Below are 21,558 nucleotides of genomic sequence, written 5' to 3'. Positions count from 1 at the left end.
GCCGGCTCAGCTGTCCTCGCCGAAGCGCTCGGCGATCAGGGCCTCCAGCGCCTCCATTGCCTGCGCCGCGTCGCTGCCCTCGGCCTCGATGAGGATGCAGCTGCCCTGGGCGGCGGCGAGCATCATCATGCCCATGATGCTCTTGCCGTTGACCGTGCGTTCGTCGCGGGTGACCTGGATGTCGGCGTCGTAGTGCCCCGCGGTACTCACGAACCGGGCGGCCGCGCGGGCATGCAGGCCGAGGCGGTTGACGATCTCCACCTCGCGGCGGATCCGGGTCGGTTCAGCGGTGTCGCTCATGGTGCCTGTCTTGCTCCGCGGGGGTGGGTTCGACGAGCAGCACGCCGTCGCGACCGCCGGTGTAGGCCTTGTCCCTAAGGGCCGCCAGCGGCAGGTCCGGATAGTTGAGCACGCGCAGGAGCATCGGCAGGTTCAGCCCCGAAACCACCGCCGTACCCATGCGCTCACCCAGGCGCACCGCCACGTTGCTGGGGGTCGCGCCGAAGGCGTCGGTGAGGATGAGCACGCCGTCGCCGCTGTCGAGGCGGGTGAGCAGCTCGGTGCCCCGGTGGACCATCGCTTCGGGGCTGCTGTCCTGGGGGACGTTGAGGTGCGCCGTCTCCAGCGGGCACGCGCCGAGGATGGTGCGCGCGGTGTTGAGCAGCTCCTGGCCCACACGGTTGTGCGTGATGATCAGCAGCCCGACACTCATGGCAGCTCCCGGTGACGGACGTTGACCTGCCCGAGCCGGCCGCGGAAGTCCCCGCACAGCCGCTCGGCGAGATAGACGGAGCGGTGCTGTCCCCCGGTGCAGCCGATGGCGATGGTCAGGTAGCTGCGGTTCTCCTGCTGGAAGCGCGGAATCCATTCGGCGAGGAAATCCCGCACCTGGGTGTGGAAGGCGGTGACCGTCTCCTGCGCCTCGAGGAATGCCGCCACCGGCTCGTCGCGTCCGGTGAGCGGGCGCAGCTCGGCGTTCCAGTGGGGATTCGGCAGGCAGCGCGCGTCGAAGACGAAGTCCGCATCCGGCGGCAGGCCGTGCTTGTAGCCGAAGGACTCGAACATCAGCGAGAGGGTGTAGGGGGCCCGGACCAGGCGGGCCCGGACCAGGTCACGCAACTCGTGGACGGTGGTGCGCGTGGTGTCGATGGTCAGGTCCGCGCGCTCGAGCAGCGGCTCGAGCAGCTCGCGCTCGCGATGGATGGCCTCGTCCAGGGAGGTGTCCTCGCCGCTCAGCGGGTGTCGCCGGCGGGTCTCGCTGAAGCGCTTGAGCAGGGTGTCGCGCTCGGCGTCGAGGAAGAGGATCTCGCAGTTGATGCCGCTGGCGCGCAACTGATCCAGTATCGCCGGGATGCGTGCCAGGTCCGATGGGCGGTTGCGCGCGTCCACGCCCACGGCGTAGCGGTCGTTGCCGGGCTCGTCCCCGGCAACGGCGGTAATGTGGCGGCCAAAGGCCTCCAGCAGGTCCACCGGCAGGTTGTCGATACAGTAGAATCCGGTGTCTTCCAGCGTGCTCAGTGCCACGCTCTTGCCCGATCCGGACAGCCCGCTAATGATGACGAGCCGCATTCAGTCGGTCCTCCGCGCTCGCTTGGCCGTGCGTAATGCCGCCGGCCTGACGGCACTCGCGTACCGCTGCCTCGATGAGCAGGGCGGTCATGGGGCCCGGGGCCAGGGTCAGCCGGGGCAGGGGGCGTCCGAGCAGTCCGCCGGTGGCCCAGCCCCCGGTCAGCGGGTCCGCACTCGCCCCGGGCGCGAGTACTACTTCCAGGACCACCGGGGCGCGCCGTGCCAGCGCCGCATCCCCGAAGTGCTCGTCCACCCGGATCACGCCGAGACCGCGTACGGCGAGCCGTCCGCGGGGGCCCTCGTCGGGGGCGCGGCCCTCGGGGGTGGCGCTGGCGGCGGCGAGTGTCACCAGATCGTCGGCCACCAGGGCGTGCCCGCGATCGAGCAGGGCCAGTGCCGTGTGGCTCTTGCCCGTGCCCTCGGCCCCCCTGAGCAGGACCCCGTGACCATGGATGCGAACCAGGGTGCCGGGGACTCCGGGGCGCCCGGCAAGGCGGACGAGGGCGCGATCGATTCGCCAGGCCAGGGCCTCGTCGTCCGCCTCCAGTGTCATCCAGGGCGTGCCGTCGGCCGGCGCGGCGTCGGCGGACTCGCAGACGATCAGGCAGGCGCCGTCCGCGTCGGTGGCGCCACGGCGTACCGGGGCGTCGCCACCGAGCCAGCGCGGTGCATCCACGGGTAGCTCGACGGTCTCGCCGCCGCCGTGCGCCGCGGCCCCGAGCGCCCGTGCCAGGGCGGTGCGGGGGATGCGCAGCCGAGGCGTCATGCCGGCGCGCCGTCCACCAGCCGTTGTGACACCTGCTCGTAGAGGGAACGGTCGGTGCCGCTGGCACGGAGATGCTCGCAGAAGGCCGTGTCACTGAACATCTCCGCCAGCGTGGCGAGGATGCGCAGATGCTCGTCGGTGGACTCTTCCGGCACGAGCAGCGCGAAGAGCAGATCCACCGGCTGACGGTCGACGGCGTCGAAATCCACGCCCGTGTCGAGGTTGAGCACCGCCGCCACAGGGGCATCCAGGCCCGGCAGCCGGGCATGTGGCAGGGCGACGCCCCGGCCCAGACCGGTGCTGCCGAGCCGCTCGCGTCCGATCAGGCTCTCGAAGATGCTGCGGGTGTCCGGACCGGTCGCATCCTCGTTGAGCAGTTCCGAGAGCAGCTCCAGGCTGCGCTTCTTGCTGGTGGCATGCGCCCCGTAGCGAACCCGCTCGGGGGAGAGCAGTGCTGCAATGTTCATGGTGCCCCGGCCCTGAACTGGCGTTGTCCGGCACGTCGGCGGCGGTACGGGCCCGAGGCACCTCCCTGCGCCCGGTCTGGCAGGCCCGCCGCCGGCGTGGTCACTGGTCTGCCGGCCACCCCGGCCGGCAACGATGGATCATTCCTCGAGGGCCTGGCTCACCGGCCCCTCGTTACGGCGATGATCCGCGCGTTTCTCCTTGTGTTTGACCACCTGGCGATCGAGTTTATCCGTGAGTGCATCGATGGCGGCGTACATGTCCTCATCGGTGGCGTCGGCGAACAAGCGGGCGCCGCTCAGGACAAGGGTGGCTTCCGCCTTGTGGGTCAGCTTCTCGACCGTGAGGATGACATGCACATCGACGACGTTGTCGAAGTGACGCTCGAGTTTCTGGAACTTCTCGTTGACGTAGTCGCGCAGCGAGTCGGTCACTTCGATGTGGTGGCCGGTGATGTCGATCTGCATAGAGCCTCCTTTGTGGTTCTCAGGCGAGGCGCTTTCGGTCCGTCGAGGACGCGATCGCCATGGCCTCGCGATATTTCGCCACGGTGCGGCGGGCGACGTGTATCCCCTCGTCCTGCAGGATGGTGGCGATGCGGCTGTCACTGAGCGGGCGGCGCGGGTCCTCGCCGGCGATCAGGCGGCGGATACGCGCCCGTATCGCGGTGGCGGAGCACTCGCCGCCGTCGGCGGTCTGCACGTGCGAGGAGAAGAAGTACTTGAACTCGAAGGTCCCGCGCGGGGTGTGCATGTACTTGCGGTTGGTGATCCGCGAGATGGTGGATTCGTGCATCTCCACGGCCTCGGCGACCTCGCGCAGCACCAGCGGCTGCATGAACTCCTCGCCGCGTTCGAGGAAGTCGTGCTGGTGGTCGACAATGAAATGGGCCACGCGCAGGAGGGTGTCGTTGCGCGAACGCAGGCTCTTGATCAGCCAGCGCGCTTCCTGGAGGTGCTCGCGCATCAGGCTGTTCTCGCGGCTGCGGTCGGCGCGGCGGACCATGGCCGCATAGTCGGCGTTGATGCGGACACGGGGAAAGGCATCCGGGTTGATCTCCACCTGCCAGCGCCCGTCCTCGCGGCGGACGAAGACGTCGGGGATGACGTATTCCGTATTGTTGCTACCGTAGCGCAGGCCCGGGTGGGGGTCGAGCCCCCGGATCAGCTCGATGATGCCGCCCAGGGCCTCGTCGTCGAGCTGCATGCGGCGCTTGATCTGGGCGAGCTGTCGGTTGACCAGCAGATCCAGGTGCTCGTCGAGCAGCAACCGTGCCTGCGCGAGCCACGGGGTGTCCTCCGGCAGCTGCTCGAGCTGCAGGGCCAGGCATTCCCGGGGGTCACGCGCGGCCACGCCCACGGGGTCGAGTCGCTGCACCTCGCCGAGCACCTCGAGGAATTCCTCGTGGCCCACCGCCCAGTCCCCGGGCAGGGCCGCGAGAATGTCGGCCTCGTCGGTGTTCAGGTAGCCGTCGTCGCTGACCGCGTCGATGATCGCCTCGGCGATGGCGAATGCGCGGGGGGTGAATTCGCCGAGCTGGATTTGCCAGATCAGGTGCTCGCGCAGGCTCTCGCTGGCGGCGGCCAGGCGGGAGACCGGATCGTAGTCATCGTCCTCGCCGCTGCCGCGGCTCCAGGCCGTGGTGCCGTCGTAGATGTCGTCCCAGCTGCCGTCCACCGGCAGGTCGTCGCCCAGGCGCGTATCCTCGGTGTTCGTCGTTTCGGCGGCCGGCTCGCCGTCCGCCTGCCCGGCACTGTCCCCGGTGCCGGCGTCCCGCAGGGCCTCTTCGGTGGTGGCCGCCTCGTGCTCGTCCTCGGTCTCGAGCATGAGGTTGGAGTCGAGCGCTTCCTGGATCTCGGCACGCAGCTCCAGCGTCGGCAGCTGCAGCAGGCGGATCGCCTGCTGCAGCTGGGGTGTCATTGTCAGCTGCTGACCGAGTCGGAGCTGGAGCGTCTGTTTCATGGGTCGTTCGTCAGCTCTCCGCTGGCCGGGCGGCCCGCGCCCGCTTGCCGCCATCGTAATGCAACAGGCAGCGGCCTTGCACCTGAGCGCGGGCGGTCACAGCCGGAAATCCTCGCCCAGATAGACGCGCTTGACCTGCTCGTCGGCGAGCACCGTCTGGGCGTCGCCCTCGGCGATCACCTCGCCGGCATTGAGGATGTAGGCGCGGTCGACGATGCCCAGGGTCTCGCGCACGTTGTGATCGGTGATCAGCACGCCGATACCGCGCTCGGCCAGGTGGCGGATGATCTGGCGGATGTCGTGCACGGAGATCGGGTCAACCCCGGCGAATGGCTCGTCGAGCAGTATCACGCGGGGGCGGGCCGCCAGCGCCCGGGCGATCTCCACCCGGCGGCGCTCGCCGCCGGAGAGGCTGATACCGGGCTGATCGCGGAGGTGGCCGACGCTGAACTCCTCGAGCAGCTCCTCCATCTCGTCGTGGCGCTGGCCGCGGTCGAGATCGCGGCGCAGCTCGAGCACCCCGAGGAGATTGTCAGCCACGGAGAGCTTGCGGAAGATCGACGCCTCCTGGGGCAGGTAACCCAGGCCGAGCCGGGCCCGGCGGTGCATGGGCAGCCGGCCGATCTCGCGACCGTCCAGGCGGATCTGTCCGGCATCGGGACGGATAAGGCCGACGATCATGTAAAAGCAGGTGGTCTTGCCCGCGCCGTTGGGCCCGAGTAGGCCCACGATCTCGCCGGGGGCGACCGCGAGTGCGGCGTCGCTGACCACGCTGCGCCGTCGATAGCGCTTGATCAGGCCGGTGGCCTCGAGGCGTCCCGTCTCCCCCATGCTCACTGCCCGTCGCCGCTGTCGTTGCCGCTGTCGTCCTTTTTGGGGAAGAGCGTGACCTGAACGCGCTGGTCCTTGCTGCTGTCCGCTTTCACCTGGTCGGCGGCAATGTCGTAGTTGACCGTCTCGCCGCGAAACTCGTCGCGCCCGCGGGTGAGCGTGGCACCGCCGGAGAGCTCGATGCGCTCCGGCGGCCCGGAGTAGTAGGTCATCGTCGGCGCCTCGGCGTCCACCGGCGTCTCGCGCTGCGGCGACTCGTCGTGGTAGGTCGCGGGTTCACCCTCGACCTCGATCCGGTCCAGGGTGTCGCCGTCGCCGCGGTAGACCCGCAGGACGTCGCCCGTGATGCGCATCTGGCCGCGGGTGACGACGACGTTGCCGGTGTAGGTGCTTACACCGCGCACGTTGTCGAGCTCGCCGGTGTCGGCGCTCAGGTGCAGTGGCTGCTTGCTGCTGTCCTGCTGGGCGAGGGCGCAGCCGGCCACGGCGAGCAGGCAGGCCGCGAGCAGGCGAATCAGGCTATTCGGTCGCATAGGTCCCCCTGACTTTGGCGAGGAGTCTCACTTGTTGTCGGTCCATCCAGGCCCGCGCGCCGACACCGGTCATCTCGCTCGCGGGGGTGCGCAGTGTCACCGCCGCGTCGGTCTCCGCATAGTCCCGGGCAGGCACCAGGGTGAGGGTGTCGGTGAGCAGGGTGAGTGGGTCCGGCGCCTCGCGGTGGAGCTCGACATCGCCGTTGAGCACGATGCGGCGCTCGTGATCGCCGATGGGCGTTGCCTCCGCGCGCCGGGCGCGGCCGTGCCACGGCCGCCCGTTGCGGCGCCCCTGCCAGCGCGGCTGCTGCATCTCCCAGCGATCGGCGCCGGGGAAGTAGGCGGCGCGCTGCGCACGGAGCTCGTCGCTGGGGTTGCCGTCCGCGTCGGTGGCGACGATGCGTACCCCGGTGGCGTAGTAGCGGGCCTCGGGCTCGCGCACCGGCGGTGCCGTGCCCGCGCCGTCGTCGTCGCGGCCGCCGAAGGAGAACCACGCCAGCGCCGCGAGGAGCGCGGTGACCACCAGTGGGAATGTCCGGCGGCTACGCTCGCGCATCGTCGCTCAGCCATGGCCGGAGGACGCCGCGGGCGCCGAGGAGCAGCTCGCAGACCTCGCGCACCGCGCCGTCGCCGCCGCCGCGCCGGGTGACCCAGTGGGCGCGGGCGCACACGGCGGGATGGGCGTTGGCGACGGCTACTGCGAGCCCGGCGGCACGCATGGGGGCAAGGTCGACGAGGTCGTCGCCGACGAAGGCGCATGCCTGCGGGGCGAGGCCGAGTCCCTTCGCCAGGTCGGCGAGGGCGGCGGCCTTGTCGCGAACGCCCTGGTGGACGTGGCCGATCCGCAGCTCCCGGGCCCGGGCCTCGACCGCACCGGAGCGCCGGGCGGTGACGATGGCCACCTCGATGCCGGCGTCCCGGAGCATGGCAATGCCCTTGCCGTCGTGGATGTTGAAGCGCTTGAAGGGCTCGCCGTCGTCGCCGATGTAGACGCCACCGTCGGTGAGCACGCCGTCCACGTCCAGCGCCAGCACCCCGATGTGGGCCGCGCGCCCGGCCACCGTCGCCGGCGGGGCGCCGCAGTAGGCGTGCTCGAAGGCGTCCATTACACCACCCCCGCGCGCAGCAGGTCGTGCATGTTCAGCGCCCCGACGATACGGCGCTGCTCGTCGACCACGGGCAGCGCGTTGATGCCGTGATTCTCCATCAGCGCGAGGGCCTCGGCGGCGAGGCGGTCCCGGGTGATGGTGCGCCCGCCGCGGGTCATCACCGCATCCACCCGGGTGCGGTGCACGTCCACCTCGCGGTCGAGGGCGCGGCGCAGGTCGCCGTCGGTGAATACGCCGAGCAGGTGACCCTCGGCGTCGACCACCGCGGTCATGCCGAGGCCCTTGTTGGTCATTTCCACCAGGGCCTCGCCGAGGGGCGTCTCGGCCTGGACCCGGGGGATGCGCTCGCCGCCGTGCATGATGTCCTCGATGCGCAGCAGCAGCCGCCGGCCCAGCCGGCCGCCGGGGTGGGAACGGGCGAAGTCCTCGCGGGTGAACCCCCGTGCCTCCAGCAGTGCCACCGCCAGGGCGTCGCCCATGGCGAGCGCGGCGGTAGTGCTCGCGGTGGGGGCGAGCCCCAGCGGGCAGGCCTCCTCGGCGACGCTGACGTCCAGGTGCACGCTCGCCGAGCGGGCCATGGTGGATTCCGGGCGGCCGGTCAGCGCGATCAGTGGCACGGACAGGCGCTTGATCAGCGGCAGGATGGTGGTGATTTCGTCGGTCTCGCCGGAATTGGACAGGGCCAGCACGACGTCCCGCGGCGTGATCATGCCGAGGTCACCGTGGCTGGCCTCGCCGGGGTGGACGAAGAACGCCGGCGTGCCCGTGCTCGCCAGGGTGGCGGCGATCTTGCCGCCGATGTGGCCGGACTTGCCCATGCCGAGGACCACCACCCGCCCCTCGCAGGCCAGCATGTGCCGGCACGCGCGGGCGAAGTCGGCGTCAATGCGCGAGGCGAGGGCGTTGACCGCCTCGGTCTCCACCTCGATGACCGCGCGGCCAAGGCGGCAGAGGTCCGCGTCCTCGTCCCGGGGGGGCTGTCTCTCGCTCATGCTGCTATGTCTCACACACGTAGAGTAACGCCTGATACCCAATATACGCTGCCAGCAGCAGCGCGCCCTCGATGCGGTTGATCCGCCCGTGACCGTAGCGGCTGAACGCCATCACCGCGAACACCAGCGTTATGCCGGCCATCACCGGGATGTCCCGGTACAGGGTCGCCGGGTCGCTGTCCAGCGGGTTGATGGCCCCGGCGACGCCCATCACGCCCAGCAGGTTGAACATGTTGGAGCCGATGACGTTGCCGATGGCGATGTCGTGCTCGCCCTTGCGCGCGCTGGCGAAGCTCGCCGCGAGCTCGGGCAGGCTGGTCCCCAGGGCGACGATGGTCAGGCCGATCACCAGGTCGCTCACGCCGAGCGCCTCGGCGATGCTCACCGCCGCCCACACCAGGGCCCGGGAGCTGGCGAGCAGCACCACCAGGCCCACCGCCAGCCACAGGAGACTGGTGCGGAGAGGCTGGTCCGTCGGGATCTCGCTCTCGAATTCGGCGCTCAGTGGGTCGGGTTCCTCGCCGTTGCGGCCCTGTATCCCCATCCAGGTCAGCAGGGCGGCCATGCCGGCGAGCAGGACCAGGCCCTCCCAGCGCTCGAGCCGGCCGTCGAGCAGGAAGACGAAGGCGAGAGCCATGATCGCGAACAGTAGCGGGATCTCGCGGCGCAGCAGCCGCGAGCGGACCTGCAGGGGCACGATCAGCGCCGTGGCCCCGAGGATCAGCCCCACGTTGGTGATGTTCGAGCCCAGCGCATTGCCCACCGCGAGCCCCGGGCTGCCCTGCCAGGCGGCGATCGCCGAGACCAGCATCTCCGGTGCGGAGGTGCCGATGCCGACGATGGTCAGGCCGATGATCAGCGTCGGGATGCCCAGGTGCCGCGCCGTGCCGGAGGCACCGATGACGAAGCGGTCCGCACTCCAGGTGAGGGCAACGAAGCCGACGACGATGGTGAGCAGCGCTGGCAGCATGGGCGGTGTCGTCCCGGTTAGGGCGTTCGAAGCCGGCCATGATACGGCGCGGCTCCGCCGCGGGCCAGCATGCGCGGGTTCCGCGGCCGGGGCGTGTTGACTGGTCCGCGGGGGTGACTGATACTGCCCGCCGCCTGCCATGCCGGGCGCCGCAATCCGGCCTGCCCCTTCCGGGAAGGATGCTGATGGGTACTGACACCGCCCCGGCCGAGGAGCCGCTCATCGAGATCCGGGACCTCCACTTCGCACGCGGCGAGCGTGTGATCTTCAGTGGCGTGGACATCACGGTCTACCGCGGCGAGGTCACCGCCATCATGGGGCCCAGCGGCACGGGCAAGACCACGCTGCTGCGGCTTATCGGCGGCCAGCTGCGCCCGGATGCGGGCGAGATCCGGGTGGCCGGCGAGCGCGTCGACCGTCTCTCGCGCCGCGCCCTCTACCGGCTGCGCCGGCGTATGGGCATGCTCTTCCAGGCCGGCGCGCTGTTCACCGATCTCACCTGTTACGAGAACGTCGCCTTCCCGCTGCGCGAGCACACGCGGCTGTCCGAGGCGCTGATTCATCAGCTCGTGCTGCTCAAGCTCGAGGCGGTCGGCCTGCGCGGCGCGCGCCATCTCTACCCGGCCGAGCTCTCCGGCGGCATGGCGCGGCGCGTGGCGCTGGCACGGGCGATCGCGCTCGACCCGGAACTGGTGATGTACGACGAGCCCTTCTCCGGCCAGGATCCGATCTCCATGGGGGTGCTGGTGAAGCTGATCCGCGAACTCAACGACGCCCTGGGGCTGAGCAGTGTGGTGGTCTCCCACGACGTTGCCGAGACCGCCGCCATCGCCGACCGTATCCACGTCATCGCCGATGGTGAAGTGATCGCGTCGGGCTCGCCCGAGGCGCTGCGCGAGTCGGACTCGCCATGGGTGCGTCAGTTCATGGATGCAAGGCCCGACGGACCGGTGCCGTTCCACTATCCCGCCCCTTCGCTGGCCACCGAGACCCTCGGGGGGGAGGTACCATGATCCGTGCGCTGCAGGGCGTCGGGGCGTGGACCCTCGCGCGCATGGCCCGGCTCGGCCGCGCCTCGCTGTTCCTGCTGCGGGTGCTGGCAGGGCTGCCGGGGCTGGTGCCGCGTTTCCGCCTGCTCGTCCACCAGCTCTATTCAGTGGGCGTGCTCTCGCTGGTGATCATCGTCGTCTCCGGCATCTTCGTGGGCATGGTGCTGGGGCTGCAGGGGCACAATACCCTGGTGGATTTCGGCGCGGAGGACTCCCTGGGCACGCTGGTGGCACTGTCGCTGACCCGCGAGCTCGGGCCCGTGGTTACCGCGCTGTTGTTCGCCGGGCGTGCCGGCTCGGCGCTGACCGCCGAGATCGGCCTGATGAAGGCCACCGAACAGCTCTCCAGTATGGAGATGATGGCCGTCGACCCGCATCGCCGCGTGGTCGCGCCCCGGCTTGCCGCCGGTGTGATCGCCATGCCGCTGCTGGCGGCGATCTTCACGCTGCTCGGCATCCTCTCCGCTTACGTCGTGGGCACCGAGCTGCTCGGCGTGGACGCCGGGGCCTACTGGTCGCAGATGCAGGCCAATGTCTCGTTCTACGACGACATCGCCAGTGGCATCATCAAGAGCCTGGTATTCGGCGTCGTGGCGAGCTGGATCGCCGTTTTCGAGGGCTTCGACTGCATGCCCACGTCGGAGGGCGTCAGCCGGGCCACGACCCACACGGTGGTGAATACCTCGCTGGCCGTGCTGGGGCTCGATTTCATTCTCACCGCCCTCATGTTCGACTAGGGCGGCCTATTTCCGGGTTTGGGGCATCATGGATAAGACACGCGCCATAGAGATCGCAGTGGGGCTGTTCGTGGTCGCCGGCCTGGCGGCGCTGACGGTGCTCGCCATGCGGGTGAGCAATATCACGGCGTTCCAGACCACCGAGGGCTACACGGTGATCGGCCACTTCCGCAACGTCGGCGGTCTGCGCGAGGGCGCGCCGGTGAAGATGGGCGGGGTGCAGGTGGGCCGGGTGAGCGGCATCAGCCTGGACACCGACACCTACGAGGCGCGTGTCGAGCTGACCATCGATTCGCGGTTCGACGACCTGCCCATGGATACCAGTGCGAGCGTTCTGACCTCGGGGCTGCTCGGTGAGCAGTACGTGGGGCTGGAGGCGGGTGGCATGCCCACCGCGCTGCAGCCCGGCGACGAGCTGATGCTCACCCAGTCGGCGATCGTGCTGGAGAAGATCATCGGGCAGTTCCTTTACAATAAGGCGTCCGGCTCGGACTCGGGCTCGGATGGCGGCACGGAGGGTAAGTGATGTTGCGACGGTTATGCCTGACACTCGCGCTGCTTCCGGTCGTGCTCGCACCGGCTCTGGCCGGTGCGGCGCAGCAGTCCCCGCAGGATCTGGTCAAGGACACCACCCACGAGGTGCTCGCTGCGCTGGAGGCGCACAAGCAGGAGATCAAGGGTGATCCCGGTGCGGTCTACCGCTTCGTCTCGGACCTGGTGTTGCCGCGCTTCGACTTCCAGCTGATGAGTCGGTTCGTGCTCGGTCGCCACTGGAACGACGCCTCCGCCGAGCAGCGCGCGCGTTTCGTCGAGGAGTTCAAGGGCCTGCTGATCCGCACCTACGGCACCTCGCTGTCGGAGTACAGCAACGAAAAGGTGAAGTTCCCGCCCATGAACGCGGATACTTCGCGCGGGCGGGTGACCGTGCCCACCGAGATCGTGCGCAGCGACGGTCCGCCGGTCCCCGTGAACTACAGCCTCTACAAGAACGACAGCGGGGAATGGAAGGTCTTCGACGTGGTCATCGAGGGTGTGAGCCTGGTCCAGAACTACCGCAGCAGCTTCGGCGACGAGGTCAGCCGCAACGGGCTGGACGCGCTCATCAAACGCCTCGCCGAACGCAATGCCGAGCGGGGGGTGCCGGGGTGAGTTCGGCGTCGCTGAGTAGCGACGACGCCGGGGTGTGCCGCGTCAGCGGTGCCCTCGGCTTCGACACGGTGACGCAGCTGCCGGCCTCGTTGCCCGGGGATGGGGACGTGGTCGCGGACCTCTCCGCCGTGGAGCGCGTCGACAGTGCGGGCCTCGCGCTGCTCCTGGAATGGGTGCGCACCGCGCGGGCCCGGGGCCGGAGTGTCGTCTTCCAGGGTGTTCCGGGGCAGCTCAGCGCGATCGCCCGGGTGAGCGGGGTGGATGAGATCCTGGCATTGGATCAGAATACGCCGTCCGATACCGGTGGGCGGGCCTGAGCGGTCCGTAACCGGCAATCGCACCGCAGAGCAAACGAGCGAGCATCATGGATTCCGAACGCATTCGCGAGATCATCGAGGCCGGCCTGACCGATGCCACCGTGCAGGTGGATGGGGACGGCGTGCATTTCCGGGCGCTGATCGTGAGCCCCGATTTCGAGGGGGTGCCACGGATCCGACAGCATCGGATGGTCAACGAGCTGCTGCGCGATCATATCGACAGCGAGGCGCTGCATGCGATCTCGCTGGTGACCCGGACGCCCGGACAGCACGACGCGTCCAATGGCTGAGGGCGTGCTAACGGTGGCCATGGACGGGGGCCGGCACGGCCGGCCGGGCGGGGCGTAATGGAGCGTCTGATCATTCGCGGCGGCGAGCCGCTGGACGGCGAGATCCGTATCTCGGGGGCCAAGAACGCGGCGTTGCCGATCCTGGCCGCGACCATGCTCGCCGATGGGCCCACCATGGTGGGCAACATCCCGCACCTGCACGACATCACCACGACGATGGAGCTGCTCGGGCGCATGGGCGTGCGTCTCACCGTCGACGAGCGCATGCGCATCGAGGTCGACCCGACCGGCATCCGAGAGTGCTACGCGCCCTACGAGCTGGTGAAGACCATGCGCGCCTCCATCCTGGTGCTCGGGCCGCTGCTCGCGCGCTACGGCGAGGCGGATGTGTCGCTGCCCGGCGGCTGCGCCATCGGCTCGCGGCCGGTGAACCTCCACGTCGAGGGGCTTCGCCAGATGGGGGCCGAGATCAGCGTCGACAGCGGCTATATCCGCGCACGCTGCAGCCGGCTCAAAGGGGCGCGCCTGGTCATGGACCTGGTGACCGTCACCGGCACGGAGAACCTGATGATGGCCGCGACCCTCGCCGAGGGCGTGACCGTCATCGAGAATGCGGCGCGCGAGCCGGAGGTGGTGGACCTGGCGAACTGCCTCAATGCCATGGGGGCGGATGTACGCGGCGCCGGCTCGGACACCATCGAGATACACGGCGTCGAGCGCCTCCACGGCACGCACTACGACGTCCTGCCAGACCGCATCGAGACCGGGACCTACCTTGTGGCCGCGGCGATGACCGGCGGGCGGGTCCGGCTCAAGGATACGGCCCCGGAGCTGCTGGACGCGGTCCTCGCCAAGCTCGGTGAGGCGGGTGCGGAGATCGCCGTCGAGGGGCGCACCATCGACCTCGCAATGCCCGGCGGGCGCCGGCCGCGGGCGGTGAACGTGCGCACGGCACCCTATCCCGCCTTCCCCACGGACATGCAGGCGCAGTTCTGTGCCCTCAATGCCGTGGCCGAGGGCGTGGGCATGGTCACCGAGACGGTCTTCGAGAACCGCTTCATGCACGTGCTCGAGCTCCAGCGTATGGGCGCCGACGTCCGCCTGGAGGGGCACACGGCGATATCCACCGGCGTTCCCCGGCTGACCGCCGCACCGGTGATGGCCACGGACCTCAGGGCCTCGGCGAGCCTGGTGCTCGCCGGCCTGGTGGCGGACGGCGAGACCTGCGTCGACCGCATCTACCATATCGACCGCGGCTACGAGTGCATCGAGGAGAAGCTCGCGCAGCTGGGCGCCAACATCCGCCGCGTGCCGGCCTGAGGCCCGCGGCCGATCAACCGGACGGTTATGCACGACCAAGACATGCTGACCATCGCGCTCTCCAAGGGGCGCATCCTCGAGGAGACCCTGCCGCTGCTTGCGGCGGCAGGCATTGAGCCGGCGGAGGACCCGGAGGCCAGCCGCCGGCTGGTGCTGCCCACCAACGATCCGGCGGTGCGCCTGGTCGTTGTCCGCGCCACCGATGTGCCGACCTATGTCGAGTACGGCGGCGCGGACCTCGGGGTGGCGGGCAAGGATGTGCTCCTGGAATACGGCGGCCAGGGGCTCTACGAGCCGCTGGACCTGGGCATCGCCCGTTGCCGGCTGATGGTGGCGGGGCGTCCGGGCAACGAGGCCTTGCGCCGGCCCCGGGTCGCCACCAAGTTCGTGAATATCACCCGGCGGTACTTTGCCGATCGCGGGCGTCAGGCGGAGCTGATCAAGCTCTACGGCTCCATGGAGCTGGCGCCGCTGGTGGGGTTGGCGGATCTCATCGTCGACCTCGTCGATACGGGCAACACCCTGCGTGCCAACGGCCTTGAGCCGCTGGAACCGATCGCCGACATCAGCTCGCGCCTGGTGGTCAACAAGGCCTCGATGAAGATGAAGTACCGCCGGATCCGGCCGCTGATCGAGGATCTCCGCCGCGCGGTGACCACCGCGGCGTGAGCCCGGGCGGCGTCCAGCAGCGAACACCCGCCCTGACCGGGCAAGGAGCCATCTGCCGATGCTTGAGATCACGCGCCTGAGCACTACCCAGCCCGACTTCTGGTCGAGCCTGGGCGCCCTCACGGAGTGGAACGACGGCGCGACCGCCCGGGTGGAGGAGGCCGTCGCCGAGATCCTCGCCCGCGTGGCGGCGGAGGGGGACGCGGCGCTGCTCGACTACAGCGCGCGTTTCGACCGCCTGAGCGTGGACAGCGTGGCCGCGCTGGAGGTGGGCCGGGCCGCGCAGGATCAGGCCCTGGCGTCGCTGCCCGGGGCCCAGCGCGAGGCGCTGGAGACCGCGGCCGAGCGTATCCGCGACTATCATCGCCGCCAGCTTGCCGAGTCCTGGGACTACGAGGACGGTCAGGGCAACCGCCTGGGACAGCAGGTGACGCCGCTGGGGCGCGTGGGTGTCTATGTGCCCGGCGGCAAGGCGGCCTATCCCTCGTCCGTGCTCATGAATACCCTGCCGGCCAAGGTCGCCGGCGTGGACGAGGTGATCATGGTCGTGCCGGCGCCGGACGGCGTGGTCAATCCGCTGGTGCTCGCCGCGGCACGCATCGCGGGCGTGGACCGGGTCTTCCGTCTCGGCGGGGCGCATGCGGTGGCGGCGCTCGCCTACGGTACGGACACCATCCCGGCGGTGGACAAGATCGTCGGTCCCGGCAACGCCTACGTCGCGGAGGCCAAGCGCCGCGTTTTCGGGCGGGTGGGCATCGACATGGTCGCCGGTCCGTCCGAGATCATGGTGATCTGCGATGGCCAGACCGAGGCCGACTGGATCGCCATGGATCTGTTCTCCCAGGCCGAGCACGACGAGGACGCCCGGGCGATCCTGGTCTGTCCGGACCCGCTGTTCCTCGATCAGGTCCAGGCGTCAATGGAGCGGCTGCTCCCGGAGATGGAGCGCTCGGAGATCATCCGCGCGGCCCTGTCTGCCCGCGGTGCGCTCATCTACGTGCGCGACCTCGCCGAGGCGGCGGCGGTCGCCAACCACGTTGCCCCCGAGCACCTGGAGCTCTCGGTGGTGGAACCGCGGCGCATGGCCGCGGGTATCCGTCACGCCGGAGCGGTCTTCCTGGGGCGCTACACGCCGGAGGCGGTGGGCGATTACTGCGCCGGCCCGAATCACGTGCTGCCGACCTCGCGCACCGCGCGCTTTGCCTCGCCGCTCGGCGTATACGACTTCCAGAAGCGCACCAGCCTGATCGAGTGCTCCGAGGCCGGCGGGGCCGCGCTCGGCCGGGTGGCCAGCGAGCTCGCACGCGGTGAGGGGCTCACCGCTCACGCCCGCTCCGCAGAGATGCGCGGCGAGTAGGTCCGGCGGCGGGGCGCGTTCAGCCCCCGCCCGTCGGGCGCCGGCCGATGGTCACGCGCCGGTTGAAGCGCCCGTCCCGGCCGATCCCGGCGACAACGGCCTCGCTGCCCGGGCTCAGTCCGCTGATACGGTTGAGCAGCTGGGTCGGTCCGTCCACCGGGTGTTCATCGATGGAGAGGATGACGTCCCCGGGCTGGATGCCGGCCTCGTGCGCAGGGCCGCCGCGGAGCACCCCGGCAATCAGTACCCCGCCGACGTCCGGCAGTGACAGCGTATCCGCCAGCGGCGGCGTCATCGGCTGGACCTGCACGCCGATCCAGCCGCGGGTGACATGCCCCTGTTCAATGAGCTCGCGCATCACGCCGCGGGCGAGGCTCACCGGGATGGCGAAGCCGATGCCCATGGAACCGCCGGAGCGGCTGTAGATCGCGGTGTTGATCCCCACCAGCTCGCCTGCGGCGTTGATCAGTGCGCCGCCGGAGTTGCCCGGGTTGATTGCCGCGTCGGTCTGTATGAAGTTCTCGAAGGTCGCCAGCCCCAGGTGGTCCCGGCCGGTGGCGCTGACGATCCCCTGGGTCACGGTCTGGCCGACTCCGAACGGGTTGCCCACGGCGAGGACGATGTCGCCCACCCGCAGCGCCGTCGAGTCACCGAAGGTGGCGTGGGGGAGTTCTCCGAGGCCGACGTCGAGTACGGCGAGATCGGTGTCCGGGTCGCTGCCCACCACCTCGGCGGTTGCCGCGCGTCCGTCGCTGAGCAGGACCTCGATGGCGTCGGCGTCGCGGACCACATGCTCATTGGTCAGCACGTAGCCGTCGGGGCTGACGATGACGCCGGAGCCCAGCGAGCGCTCCGGGCGCTGTTCCTTGGGGGCGCCGAAGAACCGCCGCAGCTGCGGGTCGTCGAAGAACGGGTGGTGGCGCTGCTCTGGTGCGCGGGTGGTATAGACGTTGACGACTGCGGGTGCGGCGCGCTCCACGGCGTCGGCGTATGACGCCGGGCGCGGCGGCGTGGGCGCGGAGCCGTCCGCCGACGGGGCCTCGCTGACCCGCACGACCGGTGCCGGCGGTGTGAACACCTCGGGGGCGAGCCATACCGCCGCCAGCGCGGCGAGGACGCCGACGACGACGTAGCGCAGTACGAAGCGGCCGATGCGGCTGCCTGGCATAGCGATATCTCCTGGTGTGCCCGGACCCGGCAGCCGCGCTACCATGGCCGTCTGCGCGGTGACGGGAGGCATTATGGTACAGATTCCGGAGCTCGTTCGTTACTGTGACGAGCTGCTCGCGAGCGCGGATTTCCGTGACTATGCACCCAACGGGCTGCAAGTCGAGGGCACCCGGCCGGTGCGCCGCCTCGTCTCGGCGGTCACGGCCACGCGGGACGTGATCGAGGAGGCCGAGGCCGCCGGCGCGGACGCGCTACTGGTGCATCACGGCTATTTCTGGAAGGGGGAGCCGGCGGCGCTGACCGGAATGAAGGGGGAGCGGGTGCGCCGGCTGATGACCGCGGGTATCTCGCTGCTCGCCTATCACCTGCCGCTGGATGCCCACGGCGAGCTCGGCAACAATGCCTGTCTCGGCGAGCGTCTCGGCCTGCAGGTCGAGTCGGTACAGCCGGCCGGCGGCGTGCCGGGGCTGCTCTGGTTCGGCACACCCGCGGAAGCGGGGCCCGAAGCGCTCGCCTCCCGTATCGAGACCGTCACCGGGCGCGCGCCCCTTCAGGTGGGGGCGGGACCCGGGCAGCTGCGGCGGGTGGCCTGGTGCACCGGTGCGGCCCAGGGCTTCCTGGGCGAGGCCGTCGCCCACGGCGCGGACGCCTTCATCAGCGGGGAGGTCTCGGAGCGGACCACCCACGAGGCCCGTGAGCTGGGTATCCACTATTTCGCCGCCGGTCACCACGCCACCGAGCGCTACGGCGTGCAGGCCCTGGGTGCCCGTCTCGCGGACGTGTTCGGCCTCGAACATCGCTATATCGAGGACGACAACCCCGTCTGAACAGCCAGCGGGGGATCTGGAAAGAACCATAAGAATCTGTATAAAAAGGGAAAAAACAACAACCTTTGGCCTTTTCGCTTGACGCTTCGCGGTCGATATTGGATCCTAAGGCGCCTTCGATGGGGCGATTGTAGCCGAGCGCCGCGTTTGCGCAGACCGCGGCGTCGCTGGATCTCCAGCCTTAACCCAACGTCAGGGGGACGTGCATGAATCAGGATGGCGCGGATAGGAGCAGACGCCGCTTCCTCACCGGCGCTGTAACCGTCGTGGGCGGTGCGGGCGTCGTGGCGACGGCTGTCCCGTTTCTGTCCTACTGGCAACCCAGCGCGCGGGCCAGGGCCGCTGGAGCGCCGGTGGAGGTGGACATCAGCAAGCTCAGGGCCGGGCAGCGCATATCCGTTGTCTGGCGGGGCAAACCAATCTGGGTATACCGGCGCAGCGAGGCCGCGGTCGATGAGCTGCCGCAGCTCAACGAGCGGTTGAGCGATCCGCAGTCCAAGGTGCCTTCCCAGCAGCCGCCGTACGCGCAGAACATCACCCGGTCGATACGCCCGGAGATCGGGGTCCTCATCCCCATCTGCACCCATCTCGGCTGTATCCCGCTGTACCGCCCGGAGGAGGGTAGCGTCGAGGCTTCCTGGCCCGGCGGCTTCTTCTGTCCGTGCCACGGCTCGAAGTACGACCTCGCCGGGCGCGTTTATTCGGGCATGCCGGCACCGCTGAACCTCCAGGTGCCGCCGTACTGGTATCCCGCGGAGAATAAGCTGATCGTCGGTGAGCATCAGGATGGGGGGGCAGCTTGATGAGTGAAGGCACGAAGACGACGGGGTTCGTGGGCTGGATCGATCGGCGTTTCCCCCTGACCCAGCTCTGGGAAGACCACCTGTCGAAGTACTACGCGCCGAAGAACTTCAACATCTGGTACTACTTCGGCTCGCTGGCACTGCTGGTGCTGGTCAACCAGATCCTCACCGGTATCTGGCTGACCATGAACTACAACCCGAGCGCGGAGGGCGCCTTCGACTCCGTGCTCTACATCATGCGCGACGTGCAGTGGGGCTGGCTTATCCGCTACATGCACTCCACGGGGGCCTCGGCCTTCTTCGTGGTCGTGTACCTGCACATGTTCCGCGCGTTGCTCTACGGCTCGTACAAGAAGCCGCGCGAGCTGCTGTGGATCTTCGGCATGCTGATCTACGTGGCGCTCATGGCGGAGGCCTTCATGGGCTACCTGCTGCCCTGGGGCCAGATGTCCTACTGGGGCGCACAGGTGATCACTTCCCTGTTCGGCGCGATCCCGGGCGTAGGCGACGCGTTGATGACCTGGATCCGGGGTGACTTCAACATCTCCGGCGTCACGCTGAACCGTTTCTTTGCGCTTCATGTGATCGCACTGCCGCTGGTGCTGGTCTTCCTGGTGGTTGCGCACATCCTCGCGCTGCACGAGGTGGGCTCGAACAACCCGGACGGGGTCGACATCAAGAAGAACAAGGACGCCAACGGCGTGCCGAAGGACGGTATTCCCTTCCATCCGTACTACACCGTCAAGGACCTCTTCGGTGTGGGCGTGTTCCTGTTCTTCTTCGCCGCCGTGGTGTTCTTCATGCCGTCGTTCGGCGGGCTGTTCCTCGAGCCGCCGAACTTCCAGCCGGCGGACCCGCTTCAGACCCCCGCGCATATCGCGCCGGTGTGGTACTTCACCGCCTTCTACTCGATCCTGCGCGCGGTGCCGGACAAGCTCATGGGCGTCATCGCGATGGGCACGGCGATCTTCCTCCTGTTCGTGCTGCCGTGGATCGACCGCGGGCCGGTGCGTTCGATCCGCTACCGTGGGTTCAGCTACAAGGTCGCTCTGGCGCTGTTCGCCGTCGCCTTCGTGGTGCTGAGCTACCTCGGGCTGCAGTCCCCGTCGATGATGATCATGGGGCTGTCCGTGAAGGGGTGGGCACGAATCGGCGGGGTCATGTACTTCGCGTTCTTCGTGTTCCTGTGGGTCTACACGTTCTTCGGTTTGGAGAAGACCAAGCCGGTGCCGGCAAGGGTGAAGCACTAATGAGAAAGTTTGCCGTGGCACTGCTGATCGCGCTGCTGCCGGGGATCGCTCTCGGCGCGGAAGGCGGGCAGCACCTGATGAACCCCGATGTCGACGTCTCCAACACGGCATCGCTGCAGCGCGGGGCGAAGTACTTCGCGAACTACTGCATGGGCTGTCATTCCCTGAAGTACCTGCGCTACAGCCGCATGGCCGAGGACCTGAACATCCCCGAGGACGTGGTCGAGAAGACCATGATCTGGGACGGCGGGCAGGTGCACTCGAAGATGATGAGTGCGATGGCCAGCGATGACGGCAAGAACTGGTTCGGCGCCGCGCCGCCGGACCTCTCGCTGACCGTGCGTGCGCGGGGTGCGGACTGGGTATACACCTATCTCAACACCTTCTACCGTGATCCCGAGTCGGATACCGGGGTTAACAACCTGACCCTGCCCGGGGCGTCCATGCCGCACGTGCTGTGGCAGCTGCAGGGCATGCCGGAGCCGGTTTACGGCGAGGGCAGCGGTGGTTCGCTGCACGTCAAGGAGGTCGAGGTCCCCGAGGGGGCCGGGCTGCTCAGCGAGGAGGAATATCACCAGGTCACCCGTGACATCACGAATTTCCTCGCCTATGCGGCGGAGCCCGTGCAGGCTGAGCGGGAGCGGCTCGGCGTCTGGGTCCTGCTGTTCATCGCGGTGTTCACCGCACTCGCCTACCTGCTCAAGCGCGAGTTCTGGAAGGACGTGCATTGATTATGGCTGGTGTGGCATGCGTGCCGGCCTGGGAGCGCTAGATGGCAGCGGTTAGTCGACGCTCGGTGATGACGCTCTTCTCGGGGCCGACGTGTATCTACAGCCACCGGATCCGTCTGGTGCTCGCCGAAAAGGGCATCTCGGTGGAGATCGTCGATGTCGAGCCCGGGGCGCCGATCCCCGAGGACCTCGCGGATCTCAATCCGTACGGGGAGGCGCCGACCCTGGTGGACCGTGATCTCGTGCTCTACGACACGAAGGTGATCGCGGAATACCTCGACGAGCGTTTCCCCCATCCGCCGCTGATGCCCGTGGACCCGGTTTCGCGGGCGAAGGCGCGGCTCGTGATCTCGCGGATCGAGCGTGACTGGGTGCAGAGCCTGGATGCGCTCGACGAGCTCACCGGGAAGGACGCGGAGAAGGGCCGCAAGGCCCTGGCCGAAAGCCTCGTCGCCAGCGACGAGGTCTTTGGCTCAGGCCTGCCGTTCTTCCTCAGCGAGGAGCTGTCGATGATGGACTGCGTCCTCGCGCCGCTGCTCTGGCGACTTCACCACTACGGGGTGGAGATTCCGGCGAGTGCGGAACACATCCAAGCCTACGCCAAGCGCCTGTTCGGCCGCGAGGCGTTTCAGAAGAGCCTGAGCGACGCCGAGCGGGCCATGCAGGCCGTTTAGCCGACTGCGACCGACGAG

28 protein-coding genes are annotated in these 21,558 nt (G+C 69.1%); 14 read left to right on the top strand and 14 right to left on the bottom strand.

From position 1 onward, the window contains the following. Positions 1–6: 6 nt before the first annotated feature. From ACEZHJ_RS03490 to ACEZHJ_RS03430, 13 genes are all read right to left on the bottom strand, one after another. Positions 7–300 carry an HPr family phosphocarrier protein gene (locus ACEZHJ_RS03490; RefSeq protein ID WP_018717620.1) on the bottom strand — a complete coding sequence of 98 codons (294 nt, stop codon included), beginning with the start codon at positions 298–300 and terminating at the stop codon, positions 7–9. After that, positions 284–712 carry a PTS sugar transporter subunit IIA gene (locus ACEZHJ_RS03485; RefSeq protein ID WP_018717621.1) on the bottom strand — a complete coding sequence of 143 codons (429 nt, stop codon included), beginning with the start codon at positions 710–712 and terminating at the stop codon, positions 284–286. The genes ACEZHJ_RS03490 and ACEZHJ_RS03485 overlap by 17 nt, the downstream gene beginning before the upstream one ends. Further along, on the bottom strand, positions 709–1,569 hold the full coding sequence (gene rapZ / locus ACEZHJ_RS03480) for an RNase adapter RapZ (RefSeq protein WP_018717622.1): 861 nt from the start codon (positions 1,567–1,569) through the stop codon (positions 709–711). Before rapZ ends, ACEZHJ_RS03485 begins: the two co-directional genes overlap by 4 nt. Next, entirely contained in the window at positions 1,550–2,335 is a 786-nt protein-coding gene (locus tag ACEZHJ_RS03475; RefSeq protein ID WP_163138668.1) for an HPr kinase/phosphorylase, read from the bottom strand. Before ACEZHJ_RS03475 ends, rapZ begins: the two co-directional genes overlap by 20 nt. Further along, positions 2,332–2,802 (bottom strand): PTS sugar transporter subunit IIA, encoded by a 471-nt coding sequence (locus tag ACEZHJ_RS03470; RefSeq protein ID WP_018717624.1) that lies wholly within the window; start codon positions 2,800–2,802, stop codon positions 2,332–2,334. Before ACEZHJ_RS03470 ends, ACEZHJ_RS03475 begins: the two co-directional genes overlap by 4 nt. A gap of 138 nt (positions 2,803–2,940) precedes the next feature. After that, positions 2,941–3,267: a ribosome hibernation-promoting factor, HPF/YfiA family gene (gene hpf, locus ACEZHJ_RS03465; RefSeq protein ID WP_018717625.1), complete on the bottom strand. Its 327-nt coding sequence runs from the start codon at positions 3,265–3,267 to the stop codon at positions 2,941–2,943. A gap of 19 nt (positions 3,268–3,286) precedes the next feature. After that, positions 3,287–4,762: an RNA polymerase sigma-54 factor gene (locus ACEZHJ_RS03460; protein WP_375036233.1), complete on the bottom strand. Its 1,476-nt coding sequence runs from the start codon at positions 4,760–4,762 to the stop codon at positions 3,287–3,289. Between the two features lie 96 nt (positions 4,763–4,858). Continuing rightward, positions 4,859–5,593: an LPS export ABC transporter ATP-binding protein gene (gene lptB / locus ACEZHJ_RS03455; protein WP_040409324.1), complete on the bottom strand. Its 735-nt coding sequence runs from the start codon at positions 5,591–5,593 to the stop codon at positions 4,859–4,861. Between the two features lie 2 nt (positions 5,594–5,595). Next, positions 5,596–6,126, bottom strand: coding sequence for a lipopolysaccharide transport periplasmic protein LptA (gene lptA / locus ACEZHJ_RS03450; RefSeq protein WP_163138670.1), 531 nt, complete (start codon positions 6,124–6,126; stop codon positions 5,596–5,598). Then, on the bottom strand, positions 6,113–6,682 hold the full coding sequence (gene lptC, locus ACEZHJ_RS03445; RefSeq protein ID WP_163138671.1) for an LPS export ABC transporter periplasmic protein LptC: 570 nt from the start codon (positions 6,680–6,682) through the stop codon (positions 6,113–6,115). Before lptC ends, lptA begins: the two co-directional genes overlap by 14 nt. Further along, entirely contained in the window at positions 6,669–7,232 is a 564-nt protein-coding gene (locus ACEZHJ_RS03440) for an HAD family hydrolase (RefSeq protein ID WP_375036232.1), read from the bottom strand. Before ACEZHJ_RS03440 ends, lptC begins: the two co-directional genes overlap by 14 nt. After that, positions 7,232–8,227 carry a KpsF/GutQ family sugar-phosphate isomerase gene (locus ACEZHJ_RS03435; RefSeq protein ID WP_163138673.1) on the bottom strand — a complete coding sequence of 332 codons (996 nt, stop codon included), beginning with the start codon at positions 8,225–8,227 and terminating at the stop codon, positions 7,232–7,234. The genes ACEZHJ_RS03440 and ACEZHJ_RS03435 overlap by 1 nt, the downstream gene beginning before the upstream one ends. 4 nt (positions 8,228–8,231) lie before the next feature. Beyond that, positions 8,232–9,197 carry a calcium/sodium antiporter gene (locus ACEZHJ_RS03430; protein ID WP_259202045.1) on the bottom strand — a complete coding sequence of 322 codons (966 nt, stop codon included), beginning with the start codon at positions 9,195–9,197 and terminating at the stop codon, positions 8,232–8,234. Between the two features lie 185 nt (positions 9,198–9,382). On the opposite strand from ACEZHJ_RS03430, the gene ACEZHJ_RS03425 reads away from it, so the two are divergent. Genes ACEZHJ_RS03425 through hisD form a run of 9 tightly spaced genes read left to right on the top strand, consistent with a single transcriptional unit; the run spans position 9,383 to position 16,085 of the window. Continuing rightward, a complete protein-coding gene (locus ACEZHJ_RS03425) occupies positions 9,383–10,210 on the top strand; it encodes an ABC transporter ATP-binding protein (RefSeq protein ID WP_163138674.1) in 828 nt (275 codons plus the stop codon). Then, the gene (gene mlaE / locus ACEZHJ_RS03420) at positions 10,207–10,983 is read left to right on the top strand and encodes a lipid asymmetry maintenance ABC transporter permease subunit MlaE (RefSeq protein ID WP_259202044.1); all 777 of its coding nucleotides are present in this window, start codon (positions 10,207–10,209) and stop codon (positions 10,981–10,983) included. The genes ACEZHJ_RS03425 and mlaE overlap by 4 nt, the downstream gene beginning before the upstream one ends. A gap of 28 nt (positions 10,984–11,011) precedes the next feature. Beyond that, positions 11,012–11,509, top strand: a complete 498-nt coding sequence (gene mlaD, locus ACEZHJ_RS03415; RefSeq protein WP_026320995.1) for an outer membrane lipid asymmetry maintenance protein MlaD — start codon at positions 11,012–11,014, stop codon at positions 11,507–11,509. Next, positions 11,509–12,132 carry a phospholipid-binding protein MlaC gene (locus ACEZHJ_RS03410; protein WP_018717636.1) on the top strand — a complete coding sequence of 208 codons (624 nt, stop codon included), beginning with the start codon at positions 11,509–11,511 and terminating at the stop codon, positions 12,130–12,132. The genes mlaD and ACEZHJ_RS03410 overlap by 1 nt, the downstream gene beginning before the upstream one ends. Further along, positions 12,129–12,449 (top strand): lipid asymmetry maintenance protein MlaB, encoded by a 321-nt coding sequence (locus ACEZHJ_RS03405; protein ID WP_018717637.1) that lies wholly within the window; start codon positions 12,129–12,131, stop codon positions 12,447–12,449. Before ACEZHJ_RS03410 ends, ACEZHJ_RS03405 begins: the two co-directional genes overlap by 4 nt. A 47-nt stretch (positions 12,450–12,496) precedes the next feature. Then, positions 12,497–12,739, top strand: a complete 243-nt coding sequence (locus ACEZHJ_RS03400; RefSeq protein WP_018717638.1) for a BolA family protein — start codon at positions 12,497–12,499, stop codon at positions 12,737–12,739. 57 nt (positions 12,740–12,796) lie between these two features. Beyond that, on the top strand, positions 12,797–14,059 hold the full coding sequence (gene murA / locus ACEZHJ_RS03395) for a UDP-N-acetylglucosamine 1-carboxyvinyltransferase (protein WP_018717639.1): 1,263 nt from the start codon (positions 12,797–12,799) through the stop codon (positions 14,057–14,059). Between the two features lie 27 nt (positions 14,060–14,086). Beyond that, on the top strand, positions 14,087–14,728 hold the full coding sequence (gene hisG, locus ACEZHJ_RS03390; protein ID WP_018717640.1) for an ATP phosphoribosyltransferase: 642 nt from the start codon (positions 14,087–14,089) through the stop codon (positions 14,726–14,728). 58 nt (positions 14,729–14,786) lie between these two features. Continuing rightward, positions 14,787–16,085 (top strand): histidinol dehydrogenase, encoded by a 1,299-nt coding sequence (hisD, locus tag ACEZHJ_RS03385; protein WP_163138676.1) that lies wholly within the window; start codon positions 14,787–14,789, stop codon positions 16,083–16,085. 19 nt (positions 16,086–16,104) lie between these two features. Here hisD and ACEZHJ_RS03380 read toward each other — a convergent pair whose 3' ends face one another. After that, positions 16,105–17,253, bottom strand: a complete 1,149-nt coding sequence (locus ACEZHJ_RS03380; protein WP_018717642.1) for a trypsin-like peptidase domain-containing protein — start codon at positions 17,251–17,253, stop codon at positions 16,105–16,107. A 73-nt stretch (positions 17,254–17,326) separates the two neighbouring features. On the opposite strand from ACEZHJ_RS03380, the gene ACEZHJ_RS03375 reads away from it, so the two are divergent. From ACEZHJ_RS03375 to ACEZHJ_RS03355, 5 genes are all read left to right on the top strand, one after another. Next, positions 17,327–18,082 (top strand): Nif3-like dinuclear metal center hexameric protein, encoded by a 756-nt coding sequence (locus ACEZHJ_RS03375; protein ID WP_018717643.1) that lies wholly within the window; start codon positions 17,327–17,329, stop codon positions 18,080–18,082. A 206-nt stretch (positions 18,083–18,288) separates the two neighbouring features. Then, complete coding sequence (petA, locus tag ACEZHJ_RS03370) at positions 18,289–18,885, top strand: ubiquinol-cytochrome c reductase iron-sulfur subunit (RefSeq protein ID WP_026320998.1); 597 nt, start codon at positions 18,289–18,291, stop codon at positions 18,883–18,885. Then, on the top strand, positions 18,885–20,135 hold the full coding sequence (locus ACEZHJ_RS03365) for a cytochrome bc complex cytochrome b subunit (protein ID WP_018717645.1): 1,251 nt from the start codon (positions 18,885–18,887) through the stop codon (positions 20,133–20,135). The genes petA and ACEZHJ_RS03365 overlap by 1 nt, the downstream gene beginning before the upstream one ends. Beyond that, positions 20,135–20,866, top strand: coding sequence for a cytochrome c1 (locus tag ACEZHJ_RS03360; protein WP_018717646.1), 732 nt, complete (start codon positions 20,135–20,137; stop codon positions 20,864–20,866). Before ACEZHJ_RS03365 ends, ACEZHJ_RS03360 begins: the two co-directional genes overlap by 1 nt. Before the next feature lie 41 nt (positions 20,867–20,907). After that, positions 20,908–21,540, top strand: coding sequence for a glutathione S-transferase N-terminal domain-containing protein (locus ACEZHJ_RS03355; RefSeq protein WP_026320999.1), 633 nt, complete (start codon positions 20,908–20,910; stop codon positions 21,538–21,540). Positions 21,541–21,558 lie beyond the last annotated feature (18 nt).

It is taken from the genome of Arhodomonas sp. KWT2, from assembly GCF_041949875.1.
Classification (GTDB): Bacteria; Pseudomonadota; Gammaproteobacteria; order Nitrococcales; family Nitrococcaceae; genus Arhodomonas; species Arhodomonas aquaeolei.
Note: the sequence above shows the minus strand (reverse complement) of the source record. Positions and strands in the feature narration are given on the sequence as shown.